This is a genomic window from Streptomyces sp. CB02400 (assembly GCF_001905725.1).
In the GTDB taxonomy this organism is placed as follows: domain Bacteria; phylum Actinomycetota; class Actinomycetes; order Streptomycetales; family Streptomycetaceae; genus Streptomyces; species Streptomyces atrovirens.
In genome coordinates this window covers 1-26,385 of the sequence record NZ_LIWB01000032.1, presented here as the reverse complement: position 1 = coordinate 26,385, position 26,385 = coordinate 1, and the positions used below count along the sequence as shown (strand labels likewise).

Here is a 26,385-nt window from a genome sequence, read left to right as displayed (position 1 = left end):
CCGGGGTGCGGTTACGCGCGAACCGCCGCGCCCCGGGGCCGGGCCGTCCCCGACCGGATACGGAGACCACCATGAGCGCCTGGGATCAGGAGCGATTGCACTCGTTCGCATCCGCCGACGACCTGTACATTTCCCCGTTCCGCGAGGACGGGACCACCTACGGCACACCGACCTGGATCTGGTCCGTCGTCGCGGGCGGTGACCTCTGCGTCCGCCCCTACAACGGCCCCGGCTCCCGCTGGTACCGGGCCGCGATGTCGCAGCAGGGCGGACGCATCCGTATCGCCGGCACCGAGTACGAGGTGAGCTTCGCCTCCGCCGACGACTCCGTCCTCGACGCGGTCGATGACGCCTACCGCACCAAGTACGCCCCCCAGCCCGTATCTGGGGCCGATGCTCCAGCGTGGGCCCCGCTCGGCGACCGTCCGCGTCGCCCCCACCCCATAGAGCGGCATCCCGCCCCACAGCCGCCCGCCTGGGGACTGCCAGGCCGCCTGGGCGCCCGCTGATCGGGACGGGGTCAACCGAGGAGAAAGCAGAAGCGGTCCGTCAGGCAGGTGCCCACGCGTCTGACCCACGGGCACGGCGCCGGCCTCATCCTCGGGGCGTCACTCAACACACTGATGGAACGCTCGCTGTCCCTGGCCAGCGGCGACCTGTGGCACTTCACGCAAATCCGTGAGGACCCGCTTGCCCGCGTCAACGCGGTGACCGAGGGCATCGAGAATGGCTGGCTGACACCACGCATCTCCACAGTTCTTCCCTTGGCCGACACCGCCGAGACGCACCGCCTGCTGGGAGACCGCCAGCGACGGCACCCTCGTCAAACTCCCCGTCACCGCGGACTCCGCACTCGTCCCCTCCCTGCTGACGCTCTCGGACGTCCTCGGCACCGGCTACCACGCCGCCCTCATGGGAGGGGTCAACGAGCGCTCCCGCGTCACCGTGATCGGCGACGGCGCCGTCGGCCTGCTGGCGGTGCTCTCGGCCAAGCGCCTCGGCGCCGAGCAGATCATTCTCATGGGACGCCACCAGGCGCGCACCGACCTCGGCCGAGAGTTCGGCGCCACCGACGCCGTCGCCGCCCGTGGCGAGGAAGGCATCGAGGCGGTGCGTGAGCTGACCGGCGGGCATGGCACGCACGTGGTCATCGAAGCCGTCGGCCACATGCCCGCCTATGAGCAGGCCCTCGGCGTGGTCCGCCCTGGCGGTGTCATCAGCCGCGTCGGCGTCCCGCAGTATGAAGAGGCATCGGTCGGTTTCGGCAGCCTCTTCGGCCGCAACATCCGCTTGGCCGGAGGCCCCGCGCCGGTCCGCGCCTACATTGAGGAACTGATGCCCGACATCCTCAACGGGAGCATCCAGCCCGGGAAGGTCTTCGATGCCATTACCGACCTCGACGGCATTCCCGTCGGCTACCAGGACATGGCCGACCGCAAGAGCCTCAAGGTCCTCGTCAAACCCTGACCGCCCGGGAGACCACGGGCCGGAAGGGGCAATCACGCCCCCCGGCCCGGCGGCCGAAGCAAGGGACCACCGCGACAGACGCACCATGTCCGTGCCGTACGATGCCGTGAGGCCGGAGGTCACGGTCTCCCGCGCTGGAAGAAGCGCCACCTCCCCGCCCTCGATTGAACGACAGGGGACATCGGCGCTCCTGGCTTCAAACCGTGGGCGGCGCGCGGACGAAGACGGTTGCGGACGTCTGGGTTGGCTGCGGACAATCGGCCGAGATCAGCCGACTGTTTTCCACTATCAGCCGCTGGTTGACGTTGCGAAGCGTCTTCATTGCAGTCTCCGCTTGTCGGGCGGTGGCTGCTGCCGCCGCCCGGGGTCGGTCTTGTGCGAAGTGGGCGCGGACGGTCTCGGCTTCCGCTTTGAGGTCGCGGTGGCGTTGAAGATACTGCGGGTTGACGGCGGCCCGGCGGGTGATCTCCGCGTCGGAGAGGGCCTGGCGGTTCTTGCGCATCGTGGCCAGGACGGTGAGGACCCGTTGTCGGCACTGTTCGCTGTCGGCACGACGCCGTTAAACGGCGGCCGCCCTGCCGGCATCGAGGATCTCGACCCGAGCGGCGGGGATGGCCCCCAACCCGAAGGCGCCGACCTGGGTGGGCTGCTGCTCCCTGCACCGGCGGGGGATGGTCCCGGGCCCGTCGGCCAGCGCATCGTGAACACCGACTGTTCCCCGTACCCGCGGGAGTGTTCGGCATCTGGCGGACGCGTTGCGCAGCCGGTGGTCGTGCCGGAGGTGCGGCTGCGCAGTTGCTGTGGGCTCGGCTGCGCAATGGTCTGCGCGCGGCGTTGACCTGCTGTGGCAGGCCTCATGGTCGGGGCCTGGTAGTGGTGGTCGGGGTCTGTGCAATGCCTGACCGTAGTCCTGACCACGGCGGTCAGGGGGTCCGTGTGTGCATCCAGTCGACCTGGTGGTCGGGGTGGGTGACGGGGCGCCAGATAGGTTCGGCGGGGCCATGCTGGAGGAGGTCGGTCATGGGGGCCGCGAGGACGGGAACCTCGCGCAGGAAGGCGGCCAGCGCCACATCGCGGGCTGCTGCCCGTAGGGCGTGGATGCGGGTTTCAACGCCTGTGGGGCCGGTGCCGTCGAGGACGAACAGGAGGCGGGGGAGAGAGAACGGGTAACGCTGGCGCCAGCCTTCTTGCATTGGTTCGGGGAAGGGCTGTTGCCGCTGCCGCTGCCGCTGCCGCTGCCGCACGGCCGGTACGGGCGCGTAACTGTGGAGCCGGGCGTAGCTGCCGAGTTCGGTGGCGAGACGTTCGGGTCCCATGGTGGCGCGGTCGACTTCGGCGAACGCCCGCAGGGAATCAACGGGCCGGCTTGATCTCCGTGGCGCGGGTCGGCACGGAGGCGAGCTCCTCCAGTGCCTTCGCACGGGTGAGCAGTCGCCTGCCGAGGCCGTTGTCAGACAGGGACGATCCGGCCGTTGTCGATGCGGAAGTTCTCGGTCGGTGAGCAGCCGATCGATGGCGTGATCAGCACGCTGACGGCAACCGGTGCGGGTTCCGCACCGGAGGTGGAGAACTCGCACACCGCGTGGCGGCCGGTCAGCGGGAACCAGAACCAGGAATCCGCCTTGCCGACCAGAGCACGGTCCGATTCCCTCCACGCGCCGTTCTCGAAGGTGAAGACCTGGAGGCGCACGGATGCCGCGAGCGGGTCGGTCCGCGACCTCAGAGCGGTGAGTGTGAACTTGTAGTCCTCGTCCAGGACCGACGAGGCGATCCGCCGGCGCTCCGCTGGCCGGGGCTCGGTCTGCGTTTCCTTCCCCTGACCGGCCGTCGGGCGGGCCTGCGGGTCGGTCGGCGACGGGTTCGGAGGGCCACCGGCGGTTGCGCCGATCGTGGCCGTGACGGCCGTGGCGGTGGCCGCCACGACGACACCCCAGCCTGTGAGCGTACGGAAGTTCTTGATCACGACGTCTCCACGTGTGGTGATGGGTGCGTGTTCCCGAGGTGCTGCGCACCGTCTTCGAACCGGCGCGCCTCACGGTCGACCGGGGCTGTGCTGGCACCGGTCCGAATGACGCCCCTCCGCCTGGTGGCTCAGGGAAAGACGACCAGGAAGGGCCTGTGACGGGACTGTCCGATGCCTGGTGCGGGTCGGAACGGTTGTTCCCGTCACCGCGTCCCGGGCGGCGTCGGTACCACTCGACGCGGCTACTTGCCGGGGAAGGACGGACGCACGGGCGTCGGCGCCTCGGCCGGACCGCGACCGTCCTCGGTCCGGTGCGGCCGCACGTCGGAGAGTTCGAACGTGAGTTGCCAGGTCGCCGGCGTCAACACCCGCTGCGTCACCTGACCATGAGCCCGACGGAACTCCCCGGTGCCTCCGGTGATCGCGTTGACGACCGGAACCGGTACCGGAATTCCGGCTTGCTCGCCCTGAACGGTGATCTGACCTTCCGGCAGCACCGCGGTCGACGCGCACTGTCCCGCGTTGCGTTCGAGGTCGGTGATGACGCAGAACCCACCGATGCGCCCGACGACGCGTTCCTCGCGTCCCTCGGTCGACGTCAGGTTCCCGCTGAAGACGAACTGGTCGCCGACACTGCGACCCGCCGCCCCCAGATCGAGCTCTTCGCCGACGTGCAGCCGAGCTTCTACGCGGATGGCGCGGCTCTTCGCCGAGGAGCCGTCGTCAGGGCGGGGTGCCGCAGCCGGGGCTGTCTCCGGGGGGACCGCGTCGGCCGACGCGGGCCCGATGAGGGTGAGCCCGGCAGAACAGCCGAGAACCGCAACGGCGAAGAATATGAAGGGTCGGCCGGCGAAGCCCATGGTCGCCTCCGTGTTTGTGGGAATGAACAGGGCCAGTGCCGCCGGGCTTCGTCCGAAGTCGACGAGGCCGGACGGTGACGTGTCGGGTCGGTTGACGGAGGGAGGGGCACCCGGGCGGTTCCCGGGGCCGTGGGCGAGAACGTACGAGAAGACCCGCGGAATCACCGGGAACCCTCGTCACGCTCACCCTGGTGGTGACGCATCTCGTCCGAGTTCGTTCATGACGGGCCCTCCGTCTGGCGGAAACGCTAATGGCGGCCGCGGCGACGTGCTCAGCAGAAGGACGGCAATGGGGCCATTAGGGTGCATTTCCCGGGGTGAAGGGGAGAGGCCTCGCGTGTGGCGGGTCCGTCAGGGCACGCGGACGAACGCCGGGTCCTGATCGTCTGAAAGCCGGCTGCGCGCCGCCCGGCCGGCTTGCCAGAGCCGGCCGGGCGGACAGGCCGGCTGTTTCGGCGCGTCAGGAGGGGGAGACAGGTGCGCGTGGCGTCCGGTGCCGCGAACGGCCGGTCCAGACCCAGGAACCGCATCGCGTTCCCCGCGAGTTGTCGCCGTATCTCTTCCTCGCCGAGCCTTGCTTCCCTGAACCAGCCGGGCAGACGGCGCGGCAGATGGCTGTAGCCGACACCGCTGTGCGCCGCCAACTGCGAGCGCGTGCAGACGTCATGGGAATGGGTCAGGCGATCGCCGTACCCGAGTTCAATGACCCGTAGGAAAGCTTTCAGGCGCTCTGTGCCCTTTGGCATGCGGTGGGCTCCGTACTGGTCGGTTGCGTCCTGGGATAAATGAAGGCGATGGTGGCTTGGGGTAGAGCATGATCTGCCGGGTGAAGAGGGACGCGGATACGGGCGTGAGCGTGGATGGTGCCGACGTGTGGCACGAGCGGCTGGGGTGGGCGTTCGGGCTGACAGCAAGCGATCCGGCTGAACGTGCTGCGGCGCTTGTCCGTCTGGCTGACGCCGAGAGGAACACCCAGGACGCTCTGGATCGGTACAACAGGGCGTGGCGTCGCGGGTATCCGCTGGGGCGGCAGGCGGCGCGCAGAAACTATCTGAAGGCCCTGAGGTGTTCGCTGCCAGGTGGGTTGTGGGACCGGCCGGCCGGTCCCGGCATCAGCACATGGCCGGGTCTTCCCTACGTGCTGTGCTTCCTGGAGTGGGAGGCGAGGTATCCGCAGGAGTGGACGCGGTGTGCCAAGTCGTGGGGCACGAAGGAGGGCCTCATCCGAGACGTGGCTGCCGCTCACCACGATGAGACGGTCAGGAGCAAGCTTGTGGAACTGGTCGAGACCGTCGTCCAGCGGCCCTACCGCTGCAAGGACCGCGAGTACGTGCGCGTGGCCCGGGCCGTGGACAGTGAGGACCTGCGCAGCAGGCTTGGAAGAGCCGCCCGTTCGGACAACCCATGGGCGCAGCGCCACGCCGGATACGTTCTCTGGCTCCTGGACCGTCCCGAGGTGCCCAATACGCGTCACGTCTGGCGGACCTGGCTGGCGACGGCATCCAGAGAGCAAGCACCGACAGGCGTCACCCGGGGGCGAAGCGATGCCCAGTCACGCCGGGGGTGAGTGCACAGGCGTACCGGGGCCGGCACCCAGGGCGCGGCGCCCGGCTGCCGGACGCGGCTTAGGCTCGACGGCCGGGACGGTGGGCAGGCGTTCGGCGGCGAGCTGGGCGCGTGGCGCTGGCACCGGATCGGTGTCTCGCACGCGGGAGGCGTCGGCGCGGTCGGTTCCGGTGCCCAGCGGGCGGCGGTCGGTCATCCCCCGATCATCCCGGTCTCGGGAACTTCTTCTTCACCGCCCCGGTCGTGTGCTCTGGCCCGGCCCAAGGCGCGCGCGTGCGAGGCGGTGAACTTCTCCCGGCTGCCCGCCTGCCTTGACCTGCGTATAGGTCTCTGACCTGCGCTTTGCGGCCTGTAGTGGGGATGCGGCGCGAGGCTGCGCTGTCCGTCCTCGCGTTTCGCGGTGCTGACCAGGAGCGTGGGTCGGTAACGGCTCGGGGACACTCGAGGCTGGAGCGCGGGGTCTCGGCTGGGCCCTGTGCTGGCTATGCTGCCGACCATGACCAGCGGTGTGACCACTGAGCCCGCCATCCTTGACGCCATGGAGCTGGCTTCCGATCCGGAGCTGGAAGTCCGGTTTGCGAAGTCGGCCCACCAGATCCTGGCGGACCTGGTCGGTGGAGGTGCCGCGCTGGGCTGGGTCGAACCACCCTCGCGGGATGAGGTGGCGGAACTGCTCGGCCGCGTCGTCTCTGCGGTGCAGGCCGGGGATGCGGCCCTGCGTGCCGCTTACCTCGACCGTCAGCTGGTCGGGTTGGGGTACTGGCTCCGCTACGCCCGGCCGACTCATCGGCCACACGCCGACCTGGAGAAGATCGCGGTAGACGCTGCTGCCCATGGTCGTGGTGTCGGTCGGGCGCTGACCGCTGCCTTGATCGCTGATGCCCGGGAGACGGGTATCGAGGTCCTCACCCTGGACGCCCGTGGCGACAACACCAATGCCCTGCGCCTCTACCGGTCGCTGGGTTTCACCGAATACGGCCGTCTGCCCGGCTTCGTCGCCGTCGGCGAACGCCGCTACGACAAGGTCTTCTACATGCTGGACTTGCGCCAGCAAGGCTGACCACTGCCACGCACGAAGGGCGAACGCCCGGAAGGGCCGCCCTGGTACGCGACGCCCACCGTGGCGTACGCGGTGGAGTTCGGCTACGAGGTGCGCCCGCTGGAGGCGTACATCCGGCATGAGAACGGCCGCTACCCGGACGGCTGGTACCAGCGGCTGCGCGATGCCTACCTGGCGACGATGGCCGACCTTGGCGTCGACGCCGACCTCCCCCGGCTGACTTCCTCGCGGCGATGGACGGCTGCAAGAGCCGCGACCCGGAGCCGGCGATCGTCGTCTCGGCGATCAAGACCACGGTGAAGGGCGGCCTGGGCAAGCTCCGCGAGCGCCCGCGCGGCGAGGGCAGACGGCCCGGCGAGCCGTGTCCCGCCCGACGCGGCGGCCGAACATCCGGGCGGCGGTCATCTCCCGCACCCGGACCAACCTGCACCGCAAGATCGTCAAGCACGCGGCGTTCACCGAGCAGTACCCCATCGCGATTCTGTCCGACTGCGTCGCGTACGCAGCCAACGGGGAGAGCCCGCTGGGCTTCCTGCCCTATCGCGACGGCAAGCCGCTGCCCGGTGGCTTCAAGCTCGGCGTCAACCCGGGCCTGGCCAAGCACGAGGGCACCCAGAGAGTCCTGTGGGGCGAAGAGGGCCGCGAGCGGTTCGACGCCCCGGAGTTCGACCTCGCCCGCTACATCAAGGACGGCACCGTCACCGACGTCGACGACGGAGAGTAGGAGAAGGCCATAACGAGCCTGTTCGGGGACGGCCTGGACGCCGCAGTGTAGAAGGCATTCACCCGCCCGGCGCCGAAGTCGGCCGGCGTGCAGATGCGCTACCTGGTCAAGCAGCTCAAGGGCACCAAGGCGGTTGCCCAGATGCTGCGGATCTCCCAGCGCACCGTCGACCAGGCCGTCGCCATGATCGAGAAGTTGCCGGAAGTGACTGCCGCGGCTCTCCGCGAGCTCAAGGCCACCGTCGGCCTGCTGCGGCAGGACACCGACTCTCAGGAGCTGGCTCCCGCACCGGGCCTGGACCGGCTGCCGCAGCTCGTCGAGACCTGCGCGTCAGCGGGCCTGGACGTATCCGTCAGCACCGAGGGACGGCCACAAGCACTCACGCCCGGCCTGGACCTCACGGCCTACCGGATCATCCAGGAGGCACTCACCAATGTCACCAAGCACGCCGCCGCACCCTCCGCGCGGGTCCGGCTGGACTACACCCCCCCACTACCTGACACTCACCATCACCAACGAAACCGGCTCACGTCCCAAGTCCGTTCCCGGCTCCTCCGGTCGCAGTCGTGGCTTCGGGCTGCTCGGCATGCGCGAACGGGTTCTGTCGGTAGGCGGAACGTTCCACGCCGGCCCTCGGCCCGGAGGCGGTTTCGAAGTCGCCTGCGCGCTCCCCTTCCCAGCTCCGAGGAGAGCACCTCATGACCATCCGCGTTCTGCTCGCCGACGACCAGGCGCTGCTCCGCGCCACCTTCCGCATCCTCATCGACTCCGACCCGGACATGACGGTCGTAGCGGAGGCAGCCGACGGGCAGCAGGCCGTGGAACTGACCCTCGAGCACCGTCCCGACATCGTCCTATGGACATCCGCATGCCCGGCACCGACGAACTGTCCGCCACGGCCGACATCTGCGCCCGGACCGAACTGTCAGGCACCCGGGTCCTGATCCTCACCACGTTCGAGAACGACGAGAACGTCGCCCTCGCCCTGCGGTCCGGGGTGAGCGGTTTCCTCGGCAAGGACGTCGGCCCCGACATCCTGCTGGCAGGCATCCGCACCGTGGCAGCGGGAGACTCCCTGCTCTCCCCTACAGCCACCCGGGCATTGATCACCCGCTTCCTGGCCTCCCCGGCCGACAGCGTGCCTCTCACTGCGCCGGAACGTCTCACCCTGCTCACCGAGCGTGAACGTGAAGTCATGGCACTGGCCGCACTGGGCAAGTCGAACCACGAGATCGCCGACCACCTGGTACTCAGCCACCTGACGGTACGCAGCCACATCTCCCGCGCGATGACCAAGCTCAACGCACGCGACCGGGCTCAACTGGTCGTGATCGCCTACCAGAGCGGCCTTGTCCGACCGAGCCTCGGTGGTTGACGCGCGGAACCGGTGTGATCACCGCCACGGCGCGCCCCGGTGGCGTCGACCGGCACCCCACCACCCCGAGAAGGTCAGGGCCCCGTCGGCCCTACCTCCAGAAAGTGACGACAGAGGGTCGTGGAAGGCTGCCCGGCCCGTCGGGCCAGTGGGAGCCGTGGCGCTCGGCCGTAGCGCCTTCGATCTCGCCCAGGTGCTGGGGCGTGCGAGGCCAGTTCACCTGGGAGGCCGAGAGCGAGGAGCGATTCGTCCTCCACCGTGCTGTGGACATCGACGGCCGTATCCACCTGCTGGTGGCTATCGGGCCCGAAGCTGCACGGGACACGGTGAGCCGATTCCACGATCACGCGGCCAAGACATATAAGCCGGCGAACTGACCCTGCACGGGCAGCATTCGGCGGCATTGAGCCTTTTCCAACTTGACGGCGGCGGCAAGGTGTCGGAGGTTGCCAGCCGTACGGGACGACGAAGCCCCTGGTAGACGGGTCCTCAATCAAGATCACCCGTTTCCGCCAGGAGCTTCGCGTGCTTGTCCGTCCCTCGTCGATCGATCTGTCCAGCGGCACCCTGCGCTACCTGACCACACGGCTCCGTGCCCGGCAGCGAGAGATCGGGACCCGTTCGGCCGACTGCTGTGGGCCTCGCCGGCATTGCCCGGATCGACCCATGACCTGACCGCCGCACGGCGGCACGGCATCATCGACGCGCTCGCCGAGGCCGACGCGAAGTGCTGGGCGGACATCAGTTGCTTGACGTCTATAGGAGCATCAAGGCTTACCAGGGTGCCGGACGCCTCGTCCGGGTGCCGTTCAGGGGCCGTCGGCTCAAACGCTGGAAGCGGCGACGCAACAGCACCCACGCCAAGATCCGCTGTCTCGGCGAACAGGCCAAGGCCGCCCTGAAGGGCTGGTGCCTTCTGTGGAAGCTCCGCTGCGGTACCGACCGGATCACCGACATGGTGAAGGCCGTCGTCGTCCTTCACCACGTCTCGACCTGAGGTGAGGAACGACTCCATGAGTTTTGACATCTTCGTGTGCCGGTTCAAGAACGGTGAGCCGGCGCCGCTGGACATGAGTGCCGCACGCGAGGTCCTCAGCCCCTATGCAGTGGTGCAGGACCACGAGACGGACTTCCTGCTGGTGAGTACGGCGGAGGGGGAGGAGGCGGGTGTGTACTTCAACAACCCGACCGGCATCACCTTCAACCGCTTCGGAGGGGACGGGATCATGGATCTCCTGGCCGCCCTGCTGCGACGGCTGGATGCCGTGCTCGTCGTCCCGGGCGGGCCGACCATGATTCAGCAGGACGCGGACCGCGAACTTCTGCCCGCCCCCCTCCGGGACGGGTGGCCCGTCGTCGTGGTCCGTACCGGCGCGGAGATCGACCGGGCGATCCGGACTTCCTGAACGAACGGGCGAGGGGCCTCTCCCGGTGCGCCTCACCGGGAACGGCTCCATCGTCTCCACACGGGCGCGGGCGCCACTGCCGGCCAGTACGCCTCCGTCACAGCAACCACGCCAAGACCTGATGCATCGGCAAGTAGGCCATGGCCACCTCCCAAAGCTAGCGTTTCCTGCGAAAGCTCCGCTGCGACACCAACTGGATCACCGGCATCGTGAAGACCGTTCTCGTCCTTCACCAGCCTCAACCTGAGGTTGGAAATGGCTCATAGTGATCGGCGCGCCATCGGCCAGGTGACGCGCGCCGCGACGCCGCAGCCGAAGCGGCGGCAACAAGGGCCTGGATGGTGCGGCCCCGGCGCAGCGCAGGTGGTCCGCCCCATGGGCCGGGAGTGCGGTTCCGCCGGAGCAGGCGCCGCGTGCGGGGCCGGGCTGCCGCGCCTCGCCCGCCGACGGGTCCGGACGGACACTCTCCCTGTTCACCGCGGCACCGCCCGGCAGGCCCGTCCTGAGCCGCGCGCACCGGGTGGGTCACTGATACTGGACAAATGGGCAAGCTTCGGCAATACGTCCCGGTGGGTCGGCGGGGCAACCGGGTGCCGTCGGAAGTCGGCCCGGAGGGGCAGCGCGGCTCGGCCGGCCGGCGCGTCCTGTCCCTGCTGAATCCGCGCAGCGTCGCCGGCCAGGTCTTCCTGCTGCAACTGGTGGTCGTGCTGTTGCTCATCGTCACGGCCGTGGTGGCGCTCGTGATCCAGGACCGCAACAGCGCCATCCAGGAGGCCGGTGATCGCTCGCTGGTGGCGGCCGAGTCGTTCGCGAAGGCGCCGGGCACGGCGGAGGCGATGCAGAGCGATGACCCGACCGCCGCGCTTCAGCCCCATGCCGAGGCAGTGCGCAAGAAGACCGGCGTCGACTACGTCGTGGCGCTGAGCCCCTACGGCTTCCGCTGGACCCACCCGGACCCGGACCAGATCGGGGAGCACGTCTCCGCCTCCTACGGCGAGGCGCTCGAAGGTGAGCCCTACCAGACCACGTTCGACAGCAGTCTGGGAAAGGCGGTCGACTCGACGGTGGCCGTCTTCGACGAGGAGGGGACCGCGGTTGGCCTCGTCACCGTGGGGGTCACGGTGGACAAGGTGACCAGTGTGGTGCAGCACCAGCTCCCGGTGCTCTTCGCGGCCGGCGGTGTCGCGCTGCTCCTTGCCGCGGGCGGGTCGGCGCTGGTCAGCGGGCGATTGCGGCGCCAGACCCGAGGTCTGTTGCCGGTGGAGATGACCCGCATGTACGAGCACCACGACGCGGTGCTGCACGCGGTGCGCGAAGGCGTGATCATCACGGACGGCGACGGGAAGCTGCTGCTGGTCAACGACGAGGCACGCCGACTGCTCGCCCTGCCGCCGAAGGCCGAGGGCGAGCCGGTCACGGCGCTGGGGCTGAGCCCGGCCCTGGTCAGGCTGCTGGAATCGGCTCGGGCGGTCACGGACAAGGTCTTCCTCGCCGGGGATCTCCTGCTCGCGGTCAGCCTGCGGCCGGTGGGTCCGAAGGGGGGCGTCGTCGCCACCCTGCGGGACACCACGGAGCTGCGCGCCCTCGCGGGCCAGGCGGAGGTGGCGGGCGGGCGCCTGCAGCTGCTGTACGAGGCCAGCACACGGATCGGGACGACCCTCGACATGAAGCGCACCGCCGAGGAACTGACCGAGGTGGCGGTCCCGCGCTTCGCCGACTTCGCCACCGTGGAGTTGGTCGAGTCAGTGCTGCTCGGTGACGAGCCGACGGGGGCGCGTACGGAGATGCGCCGGATCGCAGCCGCGGGCATCCGGGAGGAGGCGCCGCTCAACCCGGTCGGGACGTCCCTGCGCTACGTGTCCGACAACCCCGTGTCCGTAGGCATGACCACCGGTCGTCCGGTCCTGGTGCCGCACCTCGCCATGGCCGACGGATGGCGCGCCCAGGACCCGGAGCAGACCCGGAAGGTCATCGAATACGGGATCCATTCCATGATCTCCGTGCCGCTCCAGGCTCGGGGGCAATTGCTGGGCGTCGTGGAGTTCTGGCGTTCGGAGCAGGATCCCTTCGAGTCGGACGACCTCTTCCCCGCCGAGGAGCTCGGCACGCGGGCGGCCGTGTGCATCGACAACGCGCGCCGCTACACCCGCGAGCACACCACGGCTGTCACCCTCCAGCGCAGCCTGCTGCCCAGGACGCTCCCCGAGCTGTCCGCCCTGGAGGTCGGGCACCGGTACCTCCCCGCCCAGGCGGGCGTGGGCGGCGACTGGTACGACGTCATCCCGCTGCCGGGGGCCCGGGTCGCCCTGGTGGTCGGTGACGTCGTCGGCCACGGACTGCACGCCGCCGCGACGATGGGCCGCCTGAGAACCGCGGTGCACAACTTCGCCTCGCTGGACCTGTCTCCGGACGAGCTTCTCGCGCACCTGGACGATGTGATCACCCGGATCGACCAGGACGCGGCGGCCGAGGGGAACACCGAGGCCGTCACCGGTGCCACCTGCCTCTACGCCGTCTACGATCCGGTCTCCGGGCGGTGTGTCCTGGCCCGGGCCGGCCATCCCGGTCCGGCGCTGGTGTCGCCCGACGGCTCCGTGACCTTCCCCGACATCCCCGTCGCCCCGCCGCTCGGCGTGGGCGGGGGTCTGCCGGTCGAGACGGCCGAACTCCGGCTGGCCGCCGACAGCCGACTGGTCCTGTACACCGACGGGCTGGTCGAGGCCCGAGGGCGTGACATCGACATCGGGCTCGGCATGCTGAGGGAGGCACTGCTCCGTACGGACGGAGCCACCCCGGACGACACCTGTCGCGCGGTGCTCGACGCGATGCTGCGCGACGGGTCGAGTGACGACATCGCCCTGCTCGTCGCACGGACCCGGCTGCTGGACCCGGACCGGGTCGCGGAGTGGGAGGTGCCCGACGACCCCGCCGCCGTCTCCCGGATCCGGGCCGAGGCGACCGGCAGGCTGGAGTCCTGGGGGCTCGGCGAGACCGCCTTCACGACCGAGCTGATCCTCAGCGAACTGGTCACGAACGCCATCCGTTACGGAGCGAGCCCCATCAGCCTGCGACTGCTGCGCGACGGCGACAGTCTGATCTGCGAGGTCGGCGACGGCACCAGCACCTCCCCGCACCTGCGCCGCGCGGCCATCACCGACGAAGGGGGCCGTGGCCTGTTCCTCGTGGCCCAGCTGTCGCGCCGCTGGGGCACCCGGTACACCGACAGGGGGAAGATCATCTGGGCTGAGCAGTCGCTGGACGCCGGTACCACCGGGGGCCTGGGCGGTCTCCTGATGGCCGACCTGTGAGGGGTACGGGGTCACGGGACCGGTGCTCCCCTCACGGATGCGCCCGCCCGACGGTGTTCAGGAGCCGTCGTCGACGGTGAGGTACGGGATCTTGACCGGATCCTGGCCGAAGGCGGCCCCGAGATAGACGGCCGACAGTTTGGCGAGCGTCCCGTCGTCGATCAGCTGCTTGATGATCCGGTCCAGCTCCTCCTTGTCGGGTGACCCCTTCGGGTACAGGGCGCCGTAGCTCTGCCCGGTCCTGTACTGACCCACGAGGCGCACCCTGTCCTCCTTCTTCCGGGGATACGCCAGCAGGATCGTCGTGTCGTGGACGACCGCGTCGATCCGCCCTTCCTCCAGCGCCGTGACCAGCTCGGGGTCGTTGGCGAACGCGGTCACGGGCTTGGTCGGCTTGAGGCGGTTCGCGACGAACTCCTCGCCCGTGGTGCCCTCGGCCACCCCGATGCGGACGTCGCGGATGTTGTCCTCGTCGATCTGCTCGCCGTCCCTGATGAGCAGTCCCAGGGTCGAGGAGAGGTAGGGCGGGGAGAACGCGGCGGCCCTGCTCCGTTCCGGGGTGATCGTGATCTGTGCCAGGGCCAGGTCGAAGTCCTTGGTCCGGCCGGACACGACCTCCGGGAAGGGGGCGTTCTTCACCGCCACCCGGTCGAGACCGGCCCGGTAGGCGATGTTGGCCGCCATGCAGTACTCGTATCCGCTCGTCACGGAGTCCGGCGTGTCGCCGTTCCACCAGCCGGGCGCGGGCAGGGTCGTCTTGACCGTGAGGGCGCCCGCCGTCTCGGGCGACAGGTCGAACTCCCCGTATTGTCCTGAGATCGGGCAGTCACCGTAACGGACGTTCGACGGCTCCGACCCGCCCTGGTCGCACGCCGACGTCACGGCGATGAGCGCCATACTGACAGCCCCGGAGACGATCGCTGCCGCGGCGCGCATCATTGCACCTCCGGTAGGGACATGCTCCTTACGTCACCATAAATCACCACACACGATGCGACCGCCCGAGCCTGAGGACGGCCCGCAGCCCGGCGGGGTGCTCCGCTCCGGTGACAGTCGCGGGCTGTCGTGCGCGGCCACGCGACGTGCCGCCCCGGGCCTGCTCTTGTGTTCATCGCCGCATAGGACGAACAGAGGAGTAGCGCCGTGCCCTCTCAGGGTTCCGACCTCTCGTACACCGTGCCGGGTATGAGCAGGCAGGACAGCAGCCGGATCGTGGCGATGCTGCAGCTGTGCCTGCACGCGCTGAACGATCTGCACCTGACGTTGAAGCACATACACCGGAACGTGGTCGGTCCGCACTTCATCGCGGTCCACGAGATGCTCGACCCTCAGGTGGACGAGGTGCGGTCCATGACCGACGACCTCGCCGAGCGGATCTCCACCCTCGGCGGCGAGCCCAAGGGAACCTCCGGTGCCCTGGTCGACGAGCGCACCTGGAGTCCAGCGGCGGCAGGCTCAGCACTCGCGGCGCCACCACGGAGACCGGCGCCGCAGGACAGGCGGCGGACAGGGTGACGGCCTTCACCGGCAGCAGGCTCCGGGCAGCCGGGTCGGTGCCGACGCTTTCGCGATGTGCCACGAGCCGTTCCTCAAGAGCCTGCTCGGACGCGGTCTTGTCGTCGTCGAGCAGGACGCGCAACAGCCGCTGGTCCGGCGCCGGCGTCCCGGCCGCATCGAGTTGCTCGGCCGCACGCGCCCGCCCGGCGGCGTCCGGCTTGCCCAGCGGCACCGGACCGGGAAACGCACCGGGGCAATGCCCTTGGAGGACGGCCAGGTAGCCGCACAGCGCGTCCATCGCCGACGGCGGCGCGCTGGCCCCACTCGGCGATCTTCTCGATGGTCCGCGCGCCGGAGACCACCGCGCACGAGCAGATCATCAGCACGCTGACCAGGGGATACCAACGGCCGCGGCGCGAGTGCGGGACAGGGACGCGCTCGAGATGGGCGAAGACGAGCGGGCAGGCACGGGACCTCTTCGTGACCAGCCGGCTTCGGCACCGACATGATCACTGGCTCCGTGCCTGTTCTGCTGCGGCGTCAACTCCTGTCGCACAGCGACGATGGACCGGGCGTCTCCTGTCGCGCAGCGATGATGGACCGGGCGTCCTGACGTTGGCCGTTCGCCCCCTATCGGGTCTTGTTCCGCGCCTGCCGGCGCCGGCGGGCGACCGTCCAGACCGGCGGACGGGGTGACGTCACGCCGGGACGCCGAGCGGCGGGTGCTCGAGCACGCGGGGCTTGTACTCGACCAGCTGGATGCGGCCGTCGAAGGTGCGGTGCTCGATCATCTCGAGGGCAACGTCCGGATAGCCGTCGTAGATGCGTTCTTCGCCCGTGGCCCCGGTGATCACCGGGAACATCACGACCCGGAAGCGGTCGACGAGTCCGGCTCGTAGCAGGGACCGGCACAGGCTGAGGCTGCCGATGGTGCTGAGGAGCCCCGGGCCACTCGACTTCATGGCGCGGACCGCCTCGACGGCGTCGTCGCGGACGAGCGTGGAGTTGGCCCACGTCAGCGGCTCCTCGAGGGAGGAGGAGAACACCACCTTGGACGCTTGCGTGAGCTCGTCGACGGACGCCTCCTCTTCGGGCCTGAACTCGTCCTGGCCCTTCGGGACCTCGCCTGCGGCGAAGCCCGACATCAGACGGTAGGTGTTCGCTCCCAACAGGTAGGTGGCCTCGGGCTGCTCGCCGAGCCATGCGAGGTACTCCGGTCCCTCCAGGCCCCAGAACCCGGGCCATCCCTCTCCCGATGCGTGGCCGTCGAGGGAGGTGATGAAGTCGACGAGAAGCTCCGACATGGCGGTGTCCTTTCCTGGGGTGTCACGAGCTTGGACCGGCCGGGAGCCACGAACTCATCGGCCACGCTGGGGAGTGACGAGAAAACCCATGACGCCGCGGCCGGTCAGGTCGGCGGAGCGGCACCGCTTCGGAGGGCCTGGAGCCCCACATGATTGCACTATGCACGCAGTCGGGTGATGATCTCCACGCGATGGGGAACGGCGGTTTGAGCTCGTCAAAGCCCCAGCTCAGCCCCACCCGCGAACAGCCCCGACGATCCACGCGATTCCGGAACCTGAAGCCTCCCTGCGGTGTGCGTAGGCCCGGGTATTCTCGATCGCCTCGCGAGTGAGGGCGTCAGGGGGAGTCTTCACCTCGAAACAGCGGGAACATCCGCTCGGCGCAATCGGCAGCCCAGAGTCCGAGAAGCCGACGGTCCTCTTCGCTTGGCGCCGCCTCAAGAACGCCCGTCGTGATCGTGGAACGAACTCATAGGCCGCCGGCCATGTCTGAAGTCACAGCCATGTTGTCGCCGGCCAGATGGTCACGGCCGCAGCGAGAACAAGCGTGATGTTGAGAGCGATCCGGCGGTCTCCGAGGCTCAGGTGAACCCTGATCGCGCCGATCTGCAGGACCGCGAACCCGATGGCCGCAGCCAGGGCCAGCCAGGGAGCGATGCCGGTCAGCGGCGGGAGGATCAGCCCGAACGCGCCGAGCACTTCGATCACCCCGATGGCTCTGACGGCCGGCATCGGCGTGCTGTCCACCCAGGCCATCATCGGTCGGAGCTGCTCCCGGCTCCGGACCACCTTCACCCCGCCCCCATAGAGGTAGAAGAGAGCGAGAAGGCCGGCGGCGATCCAATATGCGACGTTCATGATTCCCATCCACGGCCACCAGTTGTAGGTGACCACATCCTCAGCAGGGGAGCACCGACAAATGCATGAGCGGGTGCGTAAGCGACCCGGACCTTGAGAGGTGGGAGCCGCCTGGGCTGCACGGATCCGGTACCGGGCAGCCGGACGGCGTTGTCCTTCCGGTTTCTGGGCGAAGTCGGTGGCGGGTTCGGTGGCGTAACGGCTCATCACTTGGATGTTCGCCTGTGGCGTCAATGCCTGGCCGCTGGCGATCATGTCCTGGAGGTCTCGGAAGTACTGCACGTACAGATCTGGCGTGAAAGTGCTGAGCATGACGGCCGGTTGGTCGGTCATGTTGGCGAAGGTGTGCGGGGCTCCAGGCGGGACCATCACGAGCGTGCCGGCGGCCGCGTCGTAGTCCTTCTCGCCGACCGTGAACCGGACCGTGCCGGAGATGATGTAGAAACCCTCGTCGTGCTGGGCGTGACGATGCTGCGGCGGTCCGGGCGTGTGCGGCGCGAGGACGGACTCGGCGAGCCCGAGGCGGTGCCCGGTGTTTCTGCCGTCTTCGAGGACGCGCAGTCGCGTGGTGCCCAGGAAGATCGTCTCACCGTCGCCCGGACCGACCACCGACACGGCGGGGTCGGCGACCGGCTCATCGGCCTCATGTTCGTCAGTCATGCCCCGATTCCACTGCCAGGGCACTGCGACTGTCCAAGACCCATTCCGAGATCTCGATACCGTACGGGTATCGTCGCAGCATGGAGCTACGCACGCTGCGCTATTTCGTGGCGGTCGCCGAAGAACTCCACTTCGGCCGGGCCGCCGGCCGGCTGCACATGAGTCAGCCGCCACTGAGCCGGGCGATCAAGCAGCTGGAGACCGAGGTCGGCGCCGCGCTGCTCAACCGATCCTCCGCCGGTGTCACGCTCACTCCGGTGGGGGCGGTACTGCTCGATGAGGCTCGCGCCCTGCTCGACCAAGCCGACCGGGTACGCGTACGCGTGGCGGCGGCCGCCGGCGCCGCGACCATCACCGTCGGCATACTGGGTGACAGCACCGACCCAGGCGCAACCCGGCTGGCCAACGCCTACCACCGGCGGCACCCGTGCGTCGAGGTCCGCATCCGCGAGACCGACCTGACCGATCCCACCTGCGGGCTGCACGCCGGACTGGTCGACGTCGCCCTGACCCGCGAGCCGTTCGACGAGACCGGCCTGACCGTGCACGAGCTGCGCGCCGACCCGGTGGGAGCGCTGCTGCGCGCCGACGATCCGCTGGCCCGTCGCGACAGCCTGAAGCTGGCCGACCTGGCCGACCGCCGCTGGTTCCTGTTCCCGGAGGGCACCGACCCCATCTGGCAGTCGTACTGGAACGGCGGGGAACCTCGCGAGGGCCCGGTGGTACGCGCCGTCCAGGAATGCCGGCAAGCCGTTCTCTGGAACGGCACGGTCGGCATGACTCTCCTGGACCACGAGCCGGGAGAGGGGCTCACCGTGGTGCCGCTGATCGACATGCCGCCGAGCCGCGTGGTGGTGGCATGGAACGAGGCCGACACGAATCCACTGATCCGCTCGTTCGTCCAGATCGCGACCGCCGCCTACCACGACTGAGCGACTCACCGGCGGCACGCCGACACGGTCGCCCCTCTGTACCCGTTTCCCGCTCCCGGAGGGCTGCTGCCCTGGGCCACGTCGTTCCAGGGCGACTACTTCCTCTGGACCACCAGTGTGGCCGACCCCGACGAGTGGACTGTCACGGTGGCCTCCCGGAACGGCGGCTGGTGGCACTGCACGGCAGGTGCCGTTCAGTGCGTGGCGGGCCTGATCAGCGGGTCCCTGAAGCCGTGGGAACTGCCGCCTGTACGGCCCCCACCGTCCAAGCCGTCAAAGCGAACTGAGACGGGCCAACTCCGCCCAGGTGGAGACGGGAATGGCAACGGATGCGGGACCGCACCGCTGCCTAGCCGGCCGTGGAGACGGGCCTGCTCGGGTGGATCGGGCGCGGAGTCATGAGCGTTGTGCGGCTGGTACCGCGCGCGGTCGACTGACCATCCCACGCAGATGTGGCGTGTCTGTTCCGTGGGTGAGTCCCACGGCGTGTCCAAGGCCCGGCGGCGGGTGGTGCGTGGGCTGAGTTGGTTGCTTCTGCTGTGCAGTGAGTTGAGCGGGGCGTTGGTTCTTGCGCAGTGTGGTTGGCGCGTCTGTGGTGCGGGAGTCGGCGGGGCGCCGGGAGCCGGGTGCGGGGCTGGTTTCAGTGGGTGGTCAGGCATGTCCAGAGCAGGTCGTGGGCGGTGGGTACGAGGCGGGGCGGGTGCAGGCGGCCGGCGAGGTGGAGGAGGAGGACGGCTTACCCGGCGCGTGGCAGGGGAGAGGGGGCAGGCGGTCGAGGGCTGCGGCGAGGATGACGGTTTCCGGGTAGGTGATCAGTTCCCGGCAGGTCCGTGCGGGAGAGGCCGGGCCTGGTGGGGATGTGGGGTTGGCGGCGACACCGTCAAGATCAGCACTTGGCTTGCCAAAGCCCGCACCGAACACCGCGCCGGCTGACTCCCCGGCGACCACGCCCGCCTGGTCGCCGCCCTCTGCGACGGCGACTGGACCACCGAGGATTCCGTCCCCGCCGTTCCGGCCTGAACGCCCCGCCTCCAGCAGGGCGGTATCCGGGCCAGTATGCTGCGCCGGTCCGGCGTACCGCTCGCTGAAGGGAAACCGCCTCACCGTGTTCTCGCAGACCCCTGTTTACGACCGCCTCGTCGCCGAACGCGGCGACATCCCCGTCCAGGTCCGAGGCGAAGCCGACCGGATACACCGAGACCTGGCACAGGTACTGCGCGGGGCAGCCACCGCCCAGCCGAGCGCCCCGCAGAGCGTCTTCGAGCCGAGGCAGCCTCCCAGGGCCCTGTAGGACTGCGGCCGTTGCCCTCGCCCGCTGGGAGCAGCGGGCGGGCATGCCACCTGGCAGCAGCCCTCCTGACCGGGGTCCAGGCCGAGCACGGCCTGCCGGTTGACCAGCGGGCGCTGGGCCTGATCCAGCTGGTGGCCAGTGAGCTGGTCATCAACGCCCGCAAGTACGTTCCGGGCCCGGTGCTGATGGGCCTTCGCATTGTCGGGGATACGGTCGAGGCGCAGGTGCGGGACTCGAACTCGGCCCTGCCCCTGGCGCGAGCCGCCGATGCGGGCCGGGTCGGCCGGCACGGCCTGGAGATCGTCATGGCCGTGGCCCAGAGCTTCGAAACCCACCGGGAGCCAGTCGGCAAATGCATCTGTGTCCGCATCGCCCAGCTCACCGACCCCGGCGGCGCGATCACCGGCCGCACCCCGCACTGAGCCCTCCCGAACCGCACGACCGCGGCGCGCATCCTCCAGTCGGCACCCCCACCACCCAGCCAGACGCCCCTGCTACCACATCGAGGAACCGCACCCGCCGGCCGAAGACCACACCGCTGAGGCACGGGATTGATCACCCAGCGACGAGGCGCCCGGGGCGGGCTTGAGGCCAATGTGCCCCCAGTCGCCGGCCGTGGTCGGCCGGCGCCGCCGCGGCGGTACTCGAATCCGTCGGGTTGTTCGAGAGCGGGCAGGAGTCCGTGGCCGAGGGCGCTGATGAAGCTGTCGTCGTTGCTGTATCCGAGGATCCGGGCTGCTTCGGCGGCGCCGACCAGGTCCTCGTTTTTGTTCTGGCCTGCGGCCGACAGCACACCGTGCTCGCGGGCAGCAGCGACGCATGGGGCAGTCACCATCCAGATGCCGTTTATCCCAGGGCCTCGGTCGGCGGCGGCGCAGTCCGTTCGCATAGGCCTGCCCGAACTTGGCGCACCACCGCCGGACCGTCTCGTACGAGACGACCACACCGCGTCCAAGCATCAGCTCCTCGACCTCCCGGAACGACAGCGGGAAGCGAAAGTACAGCCACACGCAGTGGGAGATGACCTCGACCGGGTACCGGTGCCCCTTGCACGACGGCGACGCGCTGTCCACGGACAACCCCTCCCGCATGATCAACCAGAAGATCATCCCACCGGCTCAGCCAACGTGTCAGCGCCCGCGGGAGTGAGGAGGCCTTCCTGGCGGCCGAGGTTCTGGTACCACCCACAGCGGCTTCTGTGCAGGGGCGGTGGCACGGCACTGACGAGCACGCCACCGCCGGCATCTCAGCGGTCGGCCTGCGCGCGCAGGAAGCGGCACTCCTTGATCCATCGACCACCTGTGCCACTGACGTTGTCCGACTCGCGCCCAGGCCACGCGACGGAACCCCAGACTGGCACTGCCGGGGCGCGTCGGGCCCGATCAGGTGCGTGAGCGCCCAGCGTTCACTCACATCGCCGCAGAACGGGCCATCGTCCGTAGTGTCTTGCGGAGGGTGTCTTGGAGGCGGGCCATGGTCTGGTGGGCCTGCGGGATGTCGACGTAGATCGAGTTGATGTGTAGGCCGTCGGAATCCCGTTGGAACCATGAGGTGGTGCCGTTCACGCACGACACCCACACGTATGCCATCGGCCGCCATCGTGCGTGGTTCTCGGCTCCCGGACACTTCCTCATGTCGATGTAGGAGACGAAGTTGACCGGGAACGGCCAGCTGCGGCCCGTGAAGTACTCGGGTGCGAGGAGTTCCCATGCCCGGACGAAGGGCACGTCGATGCTCTCCATCATCGTGCTGAATCCATCCCGTACCCCTGCGATGAGCTGGGCGAAATCCAGTTCCCTGGCAACGGAGAATTCGATGGGCAGGGTATTGACGAACCAGCCGACGGAGTGCCGCCAGGTGTCCCGGCCGCGCTCGCTGACCGGCAACAGCGCGCGGTAGAGGTCCGGTCCGCCCTCCTCGCGCAGAGCCACGGCAACCGCCGCGAGGAGTCCCATGAAGGGTTTCCCGCCCACTTCCCGGCAGCGGACCTCCAGCATCTCGGCCTCTCGGTCGTTCAGCAGGGTCGCGGATTCGTTGAACGCCGGGTACAGGCGACCGGGCTCGGCCCCGAGGTCCAGCGGGAACCGCGGGAAGATACCGCCGTTCCGGGCGATGAACGCCTTCCAGTAGGCGAGACTGCCGTCGTCGACCTCGATGGATGCGTAGCGGTGCCGCTGTTCCCGGGCGAAGTCGACGTAGCTTCCGGCAGGCGGGAGTTCGGGGTCCTCGCCAGCGCAGTAGGCGGCGTACGCGGTCTGAACGTCGTAGGCGATGTTCGGCATCGACATTCCGTCGGAGACGATGTGGTCGAACGCGAGGTACACCGTGGTGGAGCCGCCGTCCCGAACGACCGCCCCCATGGTGTACGGCGGCCAGACCAGCGTGTCGGCGTCCTTCTGAAAGCTGTCCGCCAGGAACGCGCGGACCTCCTGCGGTGTGTCGAACGCGCCCATGTCGACGGCTTCCAGCTCGATGTCGTCCGGCCCGTACACGGCGAGGGCGAGGTCCTCGGTGAGCCGCCGGAACTCGCAGCGCAAGCAGTGGTGCCGTCGCACCAGATGGAGCAGCGCCTTCTCCAACGCTCCACGGTGCAGCGTTCCCTCGACCTCGAACGTGACAGCAAGCCATGAGGCCAGCGGGTCCTCGGTGTTGCGGGTGGCCTCGATCAGTGAGTAGTGCTTGTCCTGATTGAACGACGCGCTCCGGCGGTATTCCTCCCGGGGGCGGTCCGCAGGAGCTGGGCCCACGACCCTCACACGCCACTGGACAATGTGCCCCGGCGCGATATCGGCCGATTCCCAGGGGATTTGGCGCATGCTTGTGTTCCTCCCATGCCAGAGGGATGGTGTTCCGCAGATCAGCAGGTCGACAGCGGCGGCGGTCGAGCCTGTGGGAGCAGCTGAATTGCTGTCGCAGCACACCCGGGCTCGCGCCCTGTATCCCTGAAGCAACGGGCTTCCCGGACACCCGCTGACCGGGGACCGGACCGCCCTGATCAGCGATCGAATACAGAGAGTAGCATTGCTTGATCGTTTGGTTACTTATTGCCCGGGGGCGAATCCCGCCGCCGGCGCGGCCGTCGGGTGGACCGATCAGGAAGAAATGCCTGTCGACAGGTAAGAGGAGAGCGGGAAGCAAGGGAGTCAGCCTGCTCAGGTGGGCTCCACCGCCCGGCCGGTGAGTTCGGCCTGTCGGAACCTGCTTCCGGGGTTATCTGCCTCCCCGGTCCCGGAGGAGGTGGCACAGGGGGCCGGCGAGTATGCCTCACACTGTCTCACCGCGTCCGGTTGGCCCGTTCGGCTAGGACGGTCCCAGTCCATTTCCCGTGGTGGCGGCACTACGGCTCGACCCGGACCCGGGACATCCGGCCGCGAGAAGTGCCGGTGACCCGCCTCGATGAGGTTCCACCACCGGGTGAAGCGGGTTGTCGTGGCCGAGTCCGGACGTCGTCATCGCGGGATGGATGAGGAGACGGTTGTCGAGAAGCCGCAGCGGTCCCCGCGCACGAGCCCCCAGGACCGGCGCGGCCCCGGGGTCTCGCTGCCGTCCCTATGCCCATTCGATGCCCAGTTCTCGGAGCGTGCCCATGTCCAGGAGCGGTCTTTCTGAGGTGTAGCGGACATGCCGGGCGGCGAAGTATCCGCAGATGATGCGTGGTTGGCGCTGGCGGCGGTGCAAGAAGCGCCGGGTCTCGCGGGCCAGGTCGTCGGTGGAGGTGGCGCGGGCGGCGTGGACGTGGTGTTTCAGGTCGGCGTTCAGCAGCTCGTCGGGGTTGAGTTCCGGGCTGTAACCGGGCATCAGATGCAGTTCGATGCGGTCGGCGTTAGCGGCGAGCCAGGCACGGACGGCCTTGCTGCGGTGGACTGGGTGCCGGTCTACGATCACGTGGACCTTCCGCCCGGTCTGGCGACCGAGGCGATTGAGGAACCCGCACATCACCTTCGCGGTGAACTTGCCCGGGAAGACGGTGAACCACAGCGCCCCGCGAGGCGATCGCCGACATGATGTTCATCCTGAAGCGGCGGCCGTTCACCCGCACCAGCGGTGTCTGCCCGGCCGGTGCCCATGAGCGGCCGGGCGGCGCGGTGTCCGAGCGCAGTCCGCACTGATCGGCCCAGACCAGCTCGGCCTTCTCTTTACTCGCCCTGGCCCGGATCGCCGGATACTCTTCCTGAAGCCAACGGCTGGCCTGGTCGTTGTGCTGCCGGTAGGAGTGGCGGGCCGGGCGCTGCGGAGTGAAGCCGTGCCGGCGCAGCCACTTGCCCACCCCCTGCTCGGTCATCGCCACCCCGCACACCAGCTTGACCAGCGTCCTGACCGAGGCGCGGGTCCACAGCACTCCGGACTGCCCGATGCTAGCCGGGGTGTACTCCCGCATCGCCGCAAGGACCGCCCCACGAGCAGACATATCGATCAGCTCGCCCTTGCCCGCCCGGGGTTCTCGTACTGCCGCGAGTAGCGCCTGCCGCCCACCCGTCCGGCTGGCCCGCCACCAGGTCCCCACCGACCGCACGGAGACCCCGAACACCTCCGCGGCCTGGCCGTAAGTTCGAACCCGCCCCGACTCCAGCGCGCCCACTACTCGCAACCGCAGATCTTCCTGCGCAGCCGGCGACAACCGCCTCATGTCCCCACCCTCGATCACACCCGATCAACGAGCAGGTGCAGGCGACGGCTGCGCCGTGTGTCTGGACGGAATCTGGTTACGGCCACAATCGCTGCAGGACGTGGGGTCAGCGCCAGTGCGGGGGAATGTTCTGCAGCTGTGCGAGCAGGTCCCAGTCCTTCGGGCGCGCGAGGGGTGAGAACCATGGGGCGCCCTGCCCAGTCCAGTAGCCGCGGTACTCCCGGGTTCCCTCAAGCCCCAGCGCCTGAGTGCCCGACTCCCAGCTACAACAGGGACAGATGATGTGGGTCGGCCAGGTGTCCTCGAAGAAGAGATCGCCGTCCGTGTAGCCGCAGACACGGCACACGTCCTCGTCCTCAGCACTCCGCATGGGGTCATTCGTATCCATGCCCTCATATTGCCGGTCCAACTACTGTCGCTCTCGACTGCCCTCGATACACACCACCGGCGATCGAAGCCGTCATGCAATGCCGCTCAGACCCTGGGTCAAAGCCGTCACCGACAGCAGGCAACCCACCAGTTTCGGCTCAATATGTGCTGGCTGTGATGTTGTGGGGTGATTGGGCCAGTAGAGGGTGGTGTTCATGTCACGTGGGGTCCAGTTGCGGATGAGGGCTAGGACGGCGGCCAGGAGCTGGGCGATTCTCTGTCGCAATCTCGGCGGCGAACCTGCACGACAGCCAGGCTCTGATCCCGTTGGTGAAGGGCATTCCGCCGATCCGCTCCCGTCGTGGACGCAGGCGGTGCAAGCCGGGCAAGCTCCACGGCGACAAGGGCTATGACTACTCCCACCCGCGGCGTTGGCTACGCCAGCGCGGCCTCGCCCACCGCATCGCCCGCAAGGGTGTCGAGCCCTCGCAGCGGCTGGGCCGCGACCGCTGGACCATCGAACGCACCATGGCCTGGCTCGCCGGCTGTCGACGCCTTCACCGACGCTACGAACGCGAGACCGACCGACCACTTTCTCGCCTTCACCAGCACCGCCTGCACTCTCATCTGCTACCGCAGGCTCGTTTCCTGATCCGCTGGCGTGCTATCCGACGAACAGATTTGCGTTACGCGCTCTCGACAGGCAGTCCCGCAATGAACTCTGAAAGAGTGGATCCTCGGGGCGGCGTCCGCCCTTGCAGGAACCGCTGGTAGTGGTCGACGACGAGACGACGCAGGTCGGCCTCGGCCGGTTCATCACCACTGAGCTCAAGGGTGACCTGATGCGGCTCACCCGTCATACGCAACGGTCTGGCGAGGGCGTCGAACCCGCAGGCGTACTCGTCGGGCATCTCCCACCATGCCTCGGCGGACGCTTGGTCCTGGAGGACGTACATGTAGTAGTCGTCATCGAAGAGGACCACGGGGCCTATCGGTGTAGTCACTCGTGGAGTATGGCGCAACCTGCAGGTCAGATGTGTATCACAGCAAGCCTGAGCCCTACGTTTACACGCCAATCGAGATGACGTCTTAGATCCAATACTGGTGATTTAGGTTGT

23 protein-coding genes and 9 pseudogenes are annotated in these 26,385 nt (G+C 68.8%); 16 read left to right on the top strand and 16 right to left on the bottom strand.

Features of this window, described 5'->3' with window-relative positions; genetic code table 11:
• Positions 1-71 precede the first annotated feature (71 nt).
• Together AMK33_RS39205 and AMK33_RS39200 are read left to right on the top strand one after the other, a co-directional pair.
• Positions 72-509, top strand: coding sequence for a DUF2255 family protein (locus AMK33_RS39205; protein ID WP_201263167.1), 438 nt, complete (start codon positions 72-74; stop codon positions 507-509).
• Between the two features lie 298 nt (positions 510-807).
• Positions 808-1,467 (top strand): annotated as a pseudogene (locus AMK33_RS39200) (zinc-binding dehydrogenase); the annotation flags it as partial.
• A gap of 196 nt (positions 1,468-1,663) precedes the next feature.
• On the opposite strand, the gene AMK33_RS42335 reads toward AMK33_RS39200, so the two are convergent.
• From AMK33_RS42335 to AMK33_RS39185, 4 genes are all read right to left on the bottom strand, one after another.
• On the bottom strand, positions 1,664-1,969 hold the full coding sequence (locus tag AMK33_RS42335; RefSeq protein ID WP_143203913.1) for a hypothetical protein: 306 nt from the start codon (positions 1,967-1,969) through the stop codon (positions 1,664-1,666).
• Between the two features lie 421 nt (positions 1,970-2,390).
• Positions 2,391-2,783: a hypothetical protein gene (locus AMK33_RS39195; RefSeq protein WP_201263166.1), complete on the bottom strand. Its 393-nt coding sequence runs from the start codon at positions 2,781-2,783 to the stop codon at positions 2,391-2,393.
• Between the two features lie 134 nt (positions 2,784-2,917).
• Entirely contained in the window at positions 2,918-3,430 is a 513-nt protein-coding gene (locus AMK33_RS39190; RefSeq protein ID WP_073938014.1) for a hypothetical protein, read from the bottom strand.
• Positions 3,431-3,672: 242 nt separating this feature from the next.
• Complete coding sequence (locus tag AMK33_RS39185) at positions 3,673-4,290, bottom strand: dirigent protein (RefSeq protein WP_073938025.1); 618 nt, start codon at positions 4,288-4,290, stop codon at positions 3,673-3,675.
• An 826-nt stretch (positions 4,291-5,116) separates the two neighbouring features.
• Between AMK33_RS39185 and AMK33_RS39180 the strand changes: the two genes are divergently transcribed.
• From AMK33_RS39180 to AMK33_RS39140, 9 genes and pseudogenes are all read left to right on the top strand, one after another.
• Complete coding sequence (locus AMK33_RS39180; RefSeq protein ID WP_235618346.1) at positions 5,117-5,857, top strand: hypothetical protein; 741 nt, start codon at positions 5,117-5,119, stop codon at positions 5,855-5,857.
• A 495-nt stretch (positions 5,858-6,352) separates the two neighbouring features.
• Positions 6,353-6,916: a GNAT family N-acetyltransferase gene (locus AMK33_RS39175; protein ID WP_073938024.1), complete on the top strand. Its 564-nt coding sequence runs from the start codon at positions 6,353-6,355 to the stop codon at positions 6,914-6,916.
• A pseudogene (locus tag AMK33_RS39170) lies at positions 6,917-7,640 on the top strand (telomere-associated protein Tap); the annotation flags it as partial. It abuts the gene before it with no gap.
• An 87-nt stretch (positions 7,641-7,727) separates the two neighbouring features.
• Positions 7,728-8,342 (top strand): sensor histidine kinase, encoded by a 615-nt coding sequence (locus tag AMK33_RS39165; protein ID WP_443030958.1) that lies wholly within the window; start codon positions 7,728-7,730, stop codon positions 8,340-8,342.
• A pseudogene (locus AMK33_RS42685) lies at positions 8,339-9,015 on the top strand (response regulator). The gene AMK33_RS39165 and the pseudogene AMK33_RS42685 overlap by 4 nt, the downstream one beginning before the upstream one ends.
• 203 nt (positions 9,016-9,218) lie before the next feature.
• Entirely contained in the window at positions 9,219-9,392 is a 174-nt protein-coding gene (locus AMK33_RS42680) for a hypothetical protein (protein ID WP_158075187.1), read from the top strand.
• 237 nt (positions 9,393-9,629) lie between these two features.
• Positions 9,630-10,012: pseudogene (locus tag AMK33_RS39150) on the top strand (transposase family protein); the annotation flags it as partial.
• Positions 10,013-10,028: 16 nt separating this feature from the next.
• Positions 10,029-10,421 carry a hypothetical protein gene (locus AMK33_RS39145; RefSeq protein WP_073938012.1) on the top strand — a complete coding sequence of 131 codons (393 nt, stop codon included), beginning with the start codon at positions 10,029-10,031 and terminating at the stop codon, positions 10,419-10,421.
• 542 nt (positions 10,422-10,963) lie between these two features.
• Positions 10,964-13,729 (top strand): SpoIIE family protein phosphatase, encoded by a 2,766-nt coding sequence (locus tag AMK33_RS39140; RefSeq protein ID WP_079195164.1) that lies wholly within the window; start codon positions 10,964-10,966, stop codon positions 13,727-13,729.
• 57 nt (positions 13,730-13,786) lie between these two features.
• On the opposite strand, the gene AMK33_RS39135 is transcribed toward AMK33_RS39140, so the two are convergent.
• A complete protein-coding gene (locus AMK33_RS39135; RefSeq protein ID WP_235618345.1) occupies positions 13,787-14,665 on the bottom strand; it encodes an ABC transporter substrate-binding protein in 879 nt (292 codons plus the stop codon).
• A gap of 207 nt (positions 14,666-14,872) precedes the next feature.
• On the opposite strand from AMK33_RS39135, the pseudogene AMK33_RS39130 reads away from it, so the two are divergent.
• Positions 14,873-15,190 (top strand): annotated as a pseudogene (locus tag AMK33_RS39130) (Dps family protein); the annotation flags it as partial.
• A gap of 128 nt (positions 15,191-15,318) precedes the next feature.
• On the opposite strand, the gene AMK33_RS45410 reads toward AMK33_RS39130, so the two are convergent.
• The 4 genes and pseudogenes from AMK33_RS45410 to AMK33_RS39105 form a co-directional block, all read right to left on the bottom strand.
• The gene (locus AMK33_RS45410) at positions 15,319-15,714 is read right to left on the bottom strand and encodes a transposase family protein (protein WP_383464756.1); all 396 of its coding nucleotides are present in this window, start codon (positions 15,712-15,714) and stop codon (positions 15,319-15,321) included.
• A 210-nt stretch (positions 15,715-15,924) separates the two neighbouring features.
• Positions 15,925-16,530, bottom strand: a complete 606-nt coding sequence (locus AMK33_RS39115) for a dihydrofolate reductase family protein (RefSeq protein WP_073938010.1) — start codon at positions 16,528-16,530, stop codon at positions 15,925-15,927.
• Positions 16,531-17,025: 495 nt separating this feature from the next.
• Positions 17,026-17,388: a DoxX family protein gene (locus tag AMK33_RS39110; RefSeq protein WP_079195165.1), complete on the bottom strand. Its 363-nt coding sequence runs from the start codon at positions 17,386-17,388 to the stop codon at positions 17,026-17,028.
• 168 nt (positions 17,389-17,556) lie between these two features.
• Positions 17,557-18,048: pseudogene (locus AMK33_RS39105) on the bottom strand (cupin domain-containing protein); the annotation flags it as partial.
• 80 nt (positions 18,049-18,128) lie between these two features.
• Here AMK33_RS39105 and AMK33_RS39100 point away from each other — a divergent pair.
• The 3 genes from AMK33_RS39100 to AMK33_RS39085 all read left to right on the top strand — a co-directional run bounded on the left by AMK33_RS39100 (position 18,129) and on the right by AMK33_RS39085 (position 20,693).
• Positions 18,129-18,980 (top strand): LysR family transcriptional regulator, encoded by an 852-nt coding sequence (locus tag AMK33_RS39100; protein ID WP_073938009.1) that lies wholly within the window; start codon positions 18,129-18,131, stop codon positions 18,978-18,980.
• Between the two features lie 1,105 nt (positions 18,981-20,085).
• Complete coding sequence (locus tag AMK33_RS44520; RefSeq protein ID WP_073938008.1) at positions 20,086-20,271, top strand: hypothetical protein; 186 nt, start codon at positions 20,086-20,088, stop codon at positions 20,269-20,271.
• Between the two features lie 11 nt (positions 20,272-20,282).
• The gene (locus AMK33_RS39085) at positions 20,283-20,693 is read left to right on the top strand and encodes an ATP-binding protein (RefSeq protein ID WP_235618344.1); all 411 of its coding nucleotides are present in this window, start codon (positions 20,283-20,285) and stop codon (positions 20,691-20,693) included.
• A gap of 411 nt (positions 20,694-21,104) precedes the next feature.
• Here AMK33_RS39085 and AMK33_RS44515 read toward each other — a convergent pair.
• The 6 genes and pseudogenes from AMK33_RS44515 to AMK33_RS44845 all read right to left on the bottom strand — a co-directional run.
• A pseudogene (locus tag AMK33_RS44515) lies at positions 21,105-21,362 on the bottom strand (IS6 family transposase); the annotation flags it as partial.
• 318 nt (positions 21,363-21,680) lie between these two features.
• Positions 21,681-23,222 (bottom strand): condensation domain-containing protein, encoded by a 1,542-nt coding sequence (locus AMK33_RS39070; protein WP_235618343.1) that lies wholly within the window; start codon positions 23,220-23,222, stop codon positions 21,681-21,683.
• Positions 23,223-23,820: 598 nt separating this feature from the next.
• On the bottom strand, positions 23,821-24,207 hold the full coding sequence (locus AMK33_RS44510; protein ID WP_235618342.1) for a transposase: 387 nt from the start codon (positions 24,205-24,207) through the stop codon (positions 23,821-23,823).
• A gap of 292 nt (positions 24,208-24,499) precedes the next feature.
• A pseudogene (locus AMK33_RS44505) lies at positions 24,500-24,898 on the bottom strand (helix-turn-helix domain-containing protein); the annotation flags it as partial.
• A 106-nt stretch (positions 24,899-25,004) separates the two neighbouring features.
• Entirely contained in the window at positions 25,005-25,268 is a 264-nt protein-coding gene (locus AMK33_RS39060; RefSeq protein ID WP_073938006.1) for a hypothetical protein, read from the bottom strand.
• Between the two features lie 90 nt (positions 25,269-25,358).
• The gene (locus tag AMK33_RS44845) at positions 25,359-25,484 is read right to left on the bottom strand and encodes a hypothetical protein (protein WP_268817401.1); all 126 of its coding nucleotides are present in this window, start codon (positions 25,482-25,484) and stop codon (positions 25,359-25,361) included.
• Between the two features lie 59 nt (positions 25,485-25,543).
• On the opposite strand from AMK33_RS44845, the pseudogene AMK33_RS39055 reads away from it, so the two are divergent.
• A pseudogene (locus tag AMK33_RS39055) lies at positions 25,544-25,919 on the top strand (transposase); the annotation flags it as partial.
• Positions 25,920-25,953: 34 nt separating this feature from the next.
• On the opposite strand, the gene AMK33_RS39050 reads toward AMK33_RS39055, so the two are convergent.
• On the bottom strand, positions 25,954-26,271 hold the full coding sequence (locus AMK33_RS39050) for a hypothetical protein (RefSeq protein ID WP_073938005.1): 318 nt from the start codon (positions 26,269-26,271) through the stop codon (positions 25,954-25,956).
• Positions 26,272-26,385 lie beyond the last annotated feature (114 nt).